Origin of the sequence: Streptomyces sp. NPDC048352 (genome assembly GCF_040651895.1) — a bacterium.
In the GTDB taxonomy this organism is placed as follows: Bacteria; Actinomycetota; Actinomycetes; order Streptomycetales; family Streptomycetaceae; genus Streptomyces.
In genome coordinates, this window is sequence record NZ_JBEZKZ010000037.1 from 57,843 (window position 1) to 67,040 (window position 9,198).

Annotated in this window: 9 protein-coding genes; 8 read left to right on the forward strand and 1 reads right to left on the reverse strand. The window is 76.3% G+C overall.

All coding sequences use genetic code 11. The features are described from left to right. Positions 1-5 precede the first annotated feature (5 nt). Both AB0D45_RS20225 and AB0D45_RS20230 read left to right on the forward strand, forming a co-directional pair. Positions 6-1,481 carry an amidohydrolase family protein gene (locus AB0D45_RS20225; RefSeq protein WP_362460842.1) on the forward strand — a complete coding sequence of 492 codons (1,476 nt, stop codon included), beginning with the start codon at positions 6-8 and terminating at the stop codon, positions 1,479-1,481. Beyond that, the gene (locus AB0D45_RS20230; protein ID WP_362460845.1) at positions 1,478-2,188 is read left to right on the forward strand and encodes a sulfite exporter TauE/SafE family protein; all 711 of its coding nucleotides are present in this window, start codon (positions 1,478-1,480) and stop codon (positions 2,186-2,188) included. Before AB0D45_RS20225 ends, AB0D45_RS20230 begins: the two co-directional genes overlap by 4 nt. Positions 2,189-2,233: 45 nt before the next feature. Here the strand turns inward: AB0D45_RS20230 and AB0D45_RS20235 are convergent, their stop codons facing one another. Beyond that, a complete protein-coding gene (locus tag AB0D45_RS20235; protein WP_362460848.1) occupies positions 2,234-3,289 on the reverse strand; it encodes a LacI family DNA-binding transcriptional regulator in 1,056 nt (351 codons plus the stop codon). A 282-nt stretch (positions 3,290-3,571) separates the two neighbouring features. On the opposite strand from AB0D45_RS20235, the gene AB0D45_RS20240 reads away from it, so the two are divergent. From AB0D45_RS20240 to AB0D45_RS20265, 6 genes are all read left to right on the forward strand, one after another. After that, on the forward strand, positions 3,572-3,913 hold the full coding sequence (locus AB0D45_RS20240; RefSeq protein WP_362460851.1) for a hypothetical protein: 342 nt from the start codon (positions 3,572-3,574) through the stop codon (positions 3,911-3,913). A 119-nt stretch (positions 3,914-4,032) separates the two neighbouring features. After that, positions 4,033-5,739: a serine/threonine-protein kinase gene (locus tag AB0D45_RS20245; protein ID WP_362460854.1), complete on the forward strand. Its 1,707-nt coding sequence runs from the start codon at positions 4,033-4,035 to the stop codon at positions 5,737-5,739. A gap of 8 nt (positions 5,740-5,747) precedes the next feature. Then, on the forward strand, positions 5,748-6,188 hold the full coding sequence (locus AB0D45_RS20250) for a hypothetical protein (RefSeq protein WP_362460857.1): 441 nt from the start codon (positions 5,748-5,750) through the stop codon (positions 6,186-6,188). A gap of 17 nt (positions 6,189-6,205) precedes the next feature. Further along, a complete protein-coding gene (locus tag AB0D45_RS20255; RefSeq protein WP_362460860.1) occupies positions 6,206-7,450 on the forward strand; it encodes a HEAT repeat domain-containing protein in 1,245 nt (414 codons plus the stop codon). A gap of 37 nt (positions 7,451-7,487) precedes the next feature. Beyond that, positions 7,488-7,991, forward strand: a complete 504-nt coding sequence (locus tag AB0D45_RS20260; RefSeq protein WP_362460863.1) for a metallophosphoesterase — start codon at positions 7,488-7,490, stop codon at positions 7,989-7,991. 155 nt (positions 7,992-8,146) lie between these two features. Then, positions 8,147-8,875, forward strand: coding sequence for a class E sortase (locus tag AB0D45_RS20265; protein ID WP_362460866.1), 729 nt, complete (start codon positions 8,147-8,149; stop codon positions 8,873-8,875). Positions 8,876-9,198: the final 323 nt, after the last annotated feature.

Genomic DNA, 9,198 nt, shown 5'->3' on the forward strand with positions numbered 1-9,198 from the left:
ACCAGATGAACCACCTGACGCAAGCCGACCTCACGCCGGCCGACCTGATGGAAGCCGACCCGACGCCCGACGGCCCGCACCGCCCCGGCGGGCCGGCCGGGGCGGTGCGACTCCTCGCACCCGGCGTCGTGATGACCCCCAACGGCCCGATGGAGCACCACGCGGTCCTCGTGGCCGACGGCTCCTTCCGCGCCGTGGGCCCGGCCGCACGACTGGAGCGCGACCACCCGCACCTGACCCCCGTCAGGCTCCCCGCACACGTACTGATGCCGGGCTTCGTCGACGCCCACCACCACCTGACACAGAGCTTCGGAGCCGCGCTGGCCTTCGGCGAGCCCTCCGAGATCTTCCGCCGGGTGTGGGTCCCCCTGGAGGGGGCCCTCGACGAGGAATCCGCCTACGTGGCGGCGAAACTGGCGGCCCTGGAGTCCCTGCGGGGTGGCTTCACCACCGTCACGGACGCCGGGACCCGCGCCCCGGTCGACGTCGAGACCGTGGCGGCCGCCACCCGCGACGCCGGGATCCGCTGCGTGCTCGGGCTCGTGTGCAACGACGCCGACGATGCCGACGGCGCGGACCACGACGGCACGCGGGCGGCCGCCACCCTGGCCGCCGCCGAGAAACACCTCGCCCGCTACGCCGGTGAGGAACTGGTCCACCCCTCGCTGGCGGTCTCCGTCCCGGAAGCCGCGACCGCGCGGACCCTGGCGGCCACCGCGCGGCTCGCCGCCGAGGCGGACACCGTCGTCCAGATCCACGTCAACGAGCACCTCGCCGCCGTCGAACGCTCCCTCATCCGGCACGGCCTGCGCCCGCTGGAGTACCTGCGTGAAGTCGGGGCCCTCGGACCCCAGTTGCTCGCCGCGCACGCCACCCTGGTCACGCCCGCCGAGCTGACCCTGCTCGCCGACACCGGGACCGCGGTGAGCTACAACCCCGTCGCCAGCGCCTGGAAGGGCAACGCCGTGGCACCGGCCACCACCATGGCCGAACGCGGGATCCGCTTCGGCCTGGGCACGGACGGCACGCGCGGCGACGGCTTCCGCCTGGCGGAGGCCGCGGAGTTCGCCCAGCGCCTGGCCTACGGCCTGGCCACCGGGGACTCCTCCTGCGGTGCCGGCTGGTCCTGGCTGGAGCACGCGGGGCCGGGCGGCGCGGACGCCGTCGGCCTCGGCGCGCTCACCGGCCGGATCGCCCCCGGCGCGGCCGCCGACTTCCTGCTCGTCGACGTGAGCGGCCCCGAGATGCGGCCGTCCTGGGACCTGCCGTGGGAGCTGCTCCGGCGCGGCAACCGCGACCAGATCACCGCCGTGTTCGTCGCCGGACGGCTGCGGATGTGGCGGGGCGCCCCGGTCGGCTGGGACGGCGGCGCGCTGGTGGACCGGGCGGCCGAGCTGGCCGAGGAGGTGGTCGGGCGGGCCGGGGTGACCCGGGCGCACCCCACGTCCACCGCAGCCCGGGCCAGGAGCGCCGCACGATGAGCGCCACCACGCTGGCGGTCCTCGCGCTGGTGGTGGCCTGCGCCGCGTTCGTGCAGGGGACCAGCGGCCTCGGGTTCGCCCTGGTCGTCGCGCCGGTGGCGGGGCTGCTCCAGCCCGCCCTGCTGCCGGTGTTCGTCCTCGCCTCGATGATCCCGCTGAACGTGTACGTGGTCTGGCGCGAGCGGCACTCCCTGGACCTGCGGGGCGCAGGCTGGATCACCGCGGCCCGGCTGGCCGCGACACCCGGCGGCCTCGTCCTGCTCTGGGCGGTGCCGACGCAGCGGCTCGGGCTGGTCGTCGGCGTGGCGACCGTCCTCGCGGCGGTGGTGAGCCTCGCCGCACCGGCCTTCGTGCCCGGGCGCGCCGCCTACGTGGGGGCGGGACTGGTCACCGGCCTCACCGAGACCGCGACCGGGGTGGGCGGCCCGCCGCTGGCCCTGGTCTACCAGCACCGGCCCCCGGCGGAGCTGCGGTCCACCGTCGCCCTGTGCTTCCTCGTCGGCGAGGTCGTCTCGCTCGCCCTGCTGCTCGCCACCGGCCAGGGCAGCCCGGCCCAACTGGGCTGGGCCGCGCTCCTGCTGCCCGCCCTGGCCGCCGGCGCGTGGCTGAGCCGGCTCGCGCACCACCGGATCGACGGGGCGAAGATGCGCCCCCTCGTGCTGGGCTTCGCGCTCGTCTCCGGGGCGGTGCTCATCCTCGCCCCGTGACCCGGGGCGAGGGCCCCGCGGGCCCGCCGGGAGACCGGGGGCGAGTTACGGGGCGCGCAGGGACGAGGCCCGGGCGATGACCCGGGGCTCGGGCGCCGTCACCGCCGTCCCGGGCACCTCCCGGGGGGCGGGGTCCTCGCCGCGCAGACGCGCCAGGAGCAGCTCCACCGCGTCGGAGGCGGCACGGTCCAGCTGGAGGTCGACCGCCGTGAGCGGGGGTTCGCAGGTGCGGGCCCGCGGGCCGTCGTACCGGGTCACCACCATCACGTCGTCCGGGACCCGCCGGCCGCTGTCCCGGATCGCGCGGACGGCTCCCACCGCGAAGGCGTCCACCAGGGCGCAGACCGCGTCGATGCCCGGGTGCTCGGCGAGCAGGGCCGCGCAGCGCTCGTACCCGGCCTCCTCGCCGCCCTCCTCCGGGGCGGTGGCCACCAGCGGGTCCCAGCCCTGCTCGGCGGCGGCCCGCTCGTACGCGGCACGGGCGTCGACGGCGGAGTGGCGGGTGCCGGCGCCGATGAGCAGCGCGGGGCGGCGGGCCCCCTGCTCCCGCAGGTGCTCCAGCAGCAACTCGGCGACGAGACCGCCGCGCAGGTCGACGTACGGGGCGTCCGTGCCGGGCGTCACCTCACGGCCGAGGGCCACGTACGGCAGGCCGCGCTCGCGCAGCTGCGCGACGGCCGGGTCGTCCTCGCCGGGTTCGACGACGATCGCCCCGTCGATGTCGAGGGAGTGCAGCGCCGACCCGGACTGCACGGGCGGCACCAGCACGAGCGCGTACCCGTGGAGCAGGGCCCGCTCGGCGGCCGCCGCGGCGACCTCCATGTAGAAGCCGAGCCGGGAGGGGCCGCCGGCCACCGCGAAGGGCATCGAGGAGGCCAGGGCGATGGCCTTCGCCTGGCCCTGGCGCAGCCGCTGGGCGCGCAGGTTGGGCCGGTAGCCGAGTTCGGCGGCCACCTGCTTGATCCGCTCGCGGGTGCGGGGGTCGACCTTACCCAGTCCGTTGAGGGCGTGGGACACGGTCGTACGGGACACCGAGGCGGCCTGGGCGACGTCGGCGATCGTCGGCGGCCTCCTGCGGGACCCGGACGCGGAACCGGACATCGGCAGGACTCTCCTCGGACGCGACGGTGACGGTGACTGATGGTGACGGATGACGGATGACGGTCCCATCTTCGCCGACTCCGCACCCCTCCTGCCAGCCCCGTCCCCGGCCCACGCCCGGCCGGCTCCGGGCACCGGCGGGGCGCGGGCGGCCGCGGCCCGGGCGGCGGTCAACCGCCCGGGGGTCGCTGCCCCACGGGTTCGGCGCGGGCGGCCGCCCCCGCCGGTGTATACGTCCGGGGGAGTTGCACCCAGCCGTCCGGTAGAGGAGAGCGCACGACCGTGACCACCGAAGCCCGAAGCCGAGTCACCTACGCCTGCGCCGGCGCCCGGATCGCCGTCGAACGCGACCAGGTGCGGCGGGCCGCAGCCGCGATGGCCCCGGCGCACAGCGACACGTTCAGCAAGAACCAGGCGTGGTTCGCCGTGGTGGGGGCGGGCCTGTACTACGTGGTCGACCTGCTGGAGCGGGCGACCGGCCACCGCCCCACCGGCTCGGACGCGGCCCGTCAGGCCCGGCTGGCCCTGCACGAACTGGGCTTCCCCGTACTGTGCCTGGCGTACGGCGAACTGCTGGCCAAGGGCCACCCCGCCCACCGGGCCGAGGGCCCCGACGGGAGTTGACCGCTCCCCGCGGACCGGACCGCCCGCGGCGGGCGCGACGGCGGCACCCGGCGCCGCCTCCGCCCGGTCACCCCGTATACCCTCACCGGCGAACGGAGATCGACGAACGGGGAGTTGGAATGACGGCGGACTCGGCACCACAGCCGCTGCGGGCGGACGACCCCCGGGACATCGCGGGGTACCGGCTCCGGGCGCGGATCGGTGAGGGCGGCATGGGGACCGTGTACCTCTCCCACACGCGCGGCGGCCAGCCCGTGGCCCTGAAGGTGATCCGCCGCGAATTCGGCCGCGAGCCGGAGTTCCGCCGCCGGTTCGAGCAGGAGGTGCAGGCGGCCCGGCGGGTGCGCGGATACCACGTCGTCCCGGTGGTCGACCACGACACCGGCGGCGAACTCGCCTGGCTGGCCACGGAGTTCGTGCCGGGCCTCGCCCTCCACGACGCGCTCGCCGGATACGGTCCGCTGCCGCCCGCGACCGTCCTGCGGCTCGTCGGCTGCACCGCCCGGGCCCTGAGCGCGATCCACTCCGCGGGAGTCGTCCACCGCGACCTCAAGCCCGGCAACATCCTGCTGGGCGCCGACGGCCCGTACGTCATCGACTTCGGGATCGCCCGGGCCGCGGACGCCACCCAGCTCACCCAGTCGGGCGGGCTGATCGGCACCCCCCAGTACATGTCACCGGAACAGGCGCTCGGCGAGCAGGTGGGCCCCGCCGGCGACGTGTTCTCGCTCGGTCTGATCTGCGCGGTCGCGGCCACCGGCCGCCACCCCTACGGCGACGGCGGTGCCATCACCCTCGCCGCGCAGATCGCCAACACCGCCCTGCGGCCGCCCCGGCTGGACGGCTACGACGACCGGCTCCGCCCGCTGCTCGAACGCTGCCTGGCCGCCGACCCGGCGGCACGCATCGGCACCGGGGAACTGGCCGCGCTGTGCGCGGAGTCGGCGGGCGGCGCCCTCGATGACTTCACCGGCTGGCTGCCCGAGCCGCTCACGGCGGAGATCGCCCGCAGGGCGCGCGCCGTCCTCCCCCCGGCCGAGCCGACGGTCGCCGACGGCGGCCCGTCCGCGACGGCGCGGGACGCACGGTTCGCCGCCGCCCCCACGAGGGGGCCCGAGGACCCGGCCGGCTCGCGGGCCACCGCCGGCGCGCCCCCCGGCTTCCCCGCGCCGCCCGCCCACGCACCGCACCCGACCCACGCACCACACCCGCCGGCACGCCGCAGACCCGCCGCCGTCACCGCCGGAGCCGTCGCTGCCGTCCTCGCCCTCGCCGGGGCGGGGATCTGGGGCATGACGGGCGGCGGGGATTCCCCCCGGGACCATCAGGACGGCGGGCAGGACGACCGGCAGGTGACCCCCAAGCCCGGCCCGCCGTCCCCCACCCCGCCCCCGAGCTCCGCCCCGCCGGAGGACGCCGGCTACGCCGTGGTCTTCCAGGACCGTCCCTTCGCACTGCGCTCGCCGGGCGTGCACGTCGTCAACGTGGACCTGGACCTTCCCAAGGTCTTCGGCCCCGGCGACATCGCGACGGGCGAAGAGCTCCGGCTCAGCGGCATCTCCAAGGGCCGCTGGGAGTTCAGGACCCCCACGGGCAAGAGCAGCGGCAAGACCCCGGCGGAGTGCCTGCAGGGCGCCCGCGCCGACGTCCTGCCCCCCGAAGTCCCCGCGGCGGACCTGCGCACGACCATCCCGGTGGGCACGCTGCTGTGCACACAGACCTCGGACGGCCGGCTGGCCATGCTGGAGGTCACGGACATCACGCAGGGCGCGGACAAGGACCTGCCCGACTACGCGACCAAGCTCACCCTCTGGAAGAAGCGGTAGCGGCCGCCGTGGACACCTCCCCCCGGCCCGGACGGGCGCCGACGACCGCCAACGGCCCGGCCGGCCCTCCCGTCCGGCGCCGACGCGCGCTCCTGGTGCCGCTGCTGGCCGCCGCCTCCGCCGGACTGCTGGCCGCCCGCGCGGCCTTCGACTCCGACACCTTCCAGCACTGCCACTACCTGGGCCCCTCCACCCGGATGCACGTCGCCTCGTGGGCCGGCCTCGCCTGTGGCCTCGGCGCCCTGCTGCTGTACGCCGTCCTGCGCCGCGCCGCACAGCGGTCCGGGCCGGCCGGCGAAGCGGCCTGGCTGCGGTGGCTCACCGGGGTGTCCGCGCTCCTCACCCTGCCGGTGGTGGTGCTGCTCGTCCTGTCGGCCTACTGGCTCCACACCCCGGATCCGAGCGGCGGCTACGACTGCTCGGGCCTCCACCCGTGGGGAGCGCGGTGAGGGAGGCGGGTCCGGGCGTGAGCGGTTCGGCGGAGGGCGAGCCCGCCCTGCTCTCCGCCGTACGCGCCGGGGACACCACCCGGGTGACGTGCCTCCTCCGGCAGGACACCGACCCCGGCGTACTGGAGGACGCGTTCGCTCTGGCGACGCGGACGTACGCCGGAGGACTCGCCCAACTGCTGCTCCAGTACGGGGCCGACCCGGGCCGCTGCGACCCGGACGGCCTGCTGCCCCTGCGCGATGCCGTCGCATCCGGCTCGCCCGCGTTGGCCGACGCGCTCCTGCACCCGGGGAACGGCAGACGGTACCCCGCGCCCGAACTACGGGAGATGCGCGACCTCGCCCGCCGCCTGCACGACACGGGGGCCGAAGCGGAGCTGCGGCGCCGCACCGGTTCCCGGGCCCCCGTCGTCCGTACCCGCGTCCAGGACGACGAGTACCACGGCGTCGGCGCGTTCACCCTGGGCCCGGTGACCGTCCGGGACGGACACGGGGCCATCCTCACAGGACTGGAGGAGCTGCTGGGCGTGCGCACCTCCTTCGGGGAGCTGATGGGCCGCGCGGTGGCGCACGACCAGGACCACGCCGCATGGGGGACGGCCACCCTCCTGCTGGCCGGCCGGCGCGACCAGGAGGTCTGGACGGCTGCCGCAGCGCTGCGCAGGGATGAGGACCCTTCCCACCGTCTGTTCGGGGCCGAGGTCCTGCGCCTGACCCATCTCCTCGACGATCGCGACGAGGACGTGTTCGGCGGCCCCGCGCTGGAGCTCTTCACGGCCTGGTCGGCCGAGGAGGCGGATCCCGCGGTGCTCACCGAGGTGCTGACCGCGCTCGGGGACCACGCGGATCCGCGGGCCGACGCGGCGCTCCTGCCACACGCCGGCCACCCTGACCCCCGGGTGCGGGGCGCGGTGGCGCGAGGACTCGGATCGTGGTCCCGGTCGGCTGCCTCCTCGGCGGACGTCCGCGGGGCCCTGCTGGTGCTGATGACGGACGTGGACCCGCGGGTACGGCGGGACGCGTGCCTCACCGTCGCCCGGGGCGGGGACCGTGCTCCCGTCCTCGCCGGTGCCATGGCCGCCCTGCTGGACGACGCGGACCGCCAGGTCCAGCTGGCCGCCGTGCAGGGACTCGCCCAGCACGACGACGGCCGGTGCGTGGCAGCGGCCCGCCGCCTGGGCCCGCCGCACCCCGCGTCCCCGGACGAGGAGCACGCCCTCGACGCCGCGTGGCGCTACGAACGGCGCCGCGACGGCCTCTGACCTGCCCGCCTGGGCCTGCGGCGCGTACGGTAGGCGCGTGAGGCTCCTGCTGACCTCGGACACCCACGTACCGGCGCGGGCCAAGACCCTGCCCGAAGCGCTGCTGGCGGCTGTCGACGACGCCGACGTGGTGATCCACGCCGGGGACTGGACCGACGAGGCCACCCTCGACCTGCTGGAAGCACGCTCCCGCCGCCTGATCGCCGTCCACGGCAACAACGACGGCCCCGCGCTGCGCGACCGGCTCCCCGAAGTCGCCCGCGCCGAGCTCGGCGGCCTGCGCTTCGCGGTCGTCCACGAGACCGGCCCGGCAGCCGGGCGGGAGCGGCGCTGCGCCGCGCGCTTCCCCGACACCGACGTCCTCGTGTTCGGCCACAGCCACATCCCGTGGGACTCCACGGCCCCGAACGGGCTGCGCCTGCTCAATCCCGGCTCGCCGACCGACCGCCGACGCCAGCCGCACCACACCTTCCTCACCCTCACCGCCGTCGACGGCACACTGAGCGACGCCGTTCTCCACCGCCTGCCCCCGCGGATCTGAGCCCGCCGCCCCGCTCTCGTCGCGGGGGAGGAGGGGATGGCCGACCTCACGTGCGGGAGCCCTGTCGCGGAACCGTCCGCCCGGATAGCGTCGGTCGCCCCACAGGTGCCGCCCCCCGCCGGGGCGGGACCGCCCGGCTCTCGATCCGGAATGCCATGCTGAGTCAGCGAATCCTCCCCACCGCCCTCGCCGCCCTCGTCCTGCTCGCGCTGGCCGGCTGCTCCACCGACGCCGACGCCGACGCGGTCGGCGGCGCCGCCGGACCCGCCGCCGGACCCGCCGCCCCGGCGGCGAGCACGGCGGGAAGCCCGGCCGCCCCACCGCCGCCCGTCGCCGCTTCGACCCTCTCGCCGCCCGCCCCCGTGACGCCCCCCGAGGCCGTGCTCGCCATCCCCGGCATCGGCCTGGCGGACCTGCGCGTGGTGCCGTACGAGGGGACCACCGACGACTGGCCCGGCACCCGGATCCAGAACCAGGGACTCGCCGCCAGCCCCTACGGAGAGCGGGGCGGTGTCGGTCCCGGCCGGATCGGCAACTACCTGATCACGGCGCACCGGATGTCGGCCGGCGGTCCGCTGCACGACCTGCCGTCGCTGGACATCGGCGACTCCGTCTTCGTCACGGCGGGCGGCACGGTGTACGAGTACCGCATCACCGGGACCAGGAAGACCTCCTTCCGCTCGGAGCGCTCCCTGGCCGAACAGCGGGCCGCGGTCCCGGGGGAGCCCGGCGTGAAGCCCTCCAGGGCGATGATCACGCTCTCCACCTGCGCGACCCCCGAGGACGACGCCGCGGGCAACTTCTGGCGCGACGACCGGGGCAACCCCGAACACCGGATCGACAAGTTCGGCGTCCTGGTCTCCGCGAAGCCCGCGGACGCCTGACCCGCCTGGGGAAGCGACGTCCGACGCCCCGGTCTCCTTCGATTCGGGGGCCGGAAGTGACCTGGGACACCCACCCAAGAGGCCTCAACCGGGTACATAACGTGACAATCGGGCCGCTGGGCGGTGAGGCGGCCCACAGGACCCACGTCACATTCGGCCCGCGGTAGTAGACCCCGCCGCCCCGTCGGCACCCGCGGCCACCTGCCCGAACCCCGTCCCGAACGACACGGGCCGTTCCTCCCCACCTGCGAGGGCCGCTAGTAGCAGGGGGGCGTTGCCAGGGCGGCGGGGGCCTGGCTAACTGGTGATGTCGCCGAGGCGGC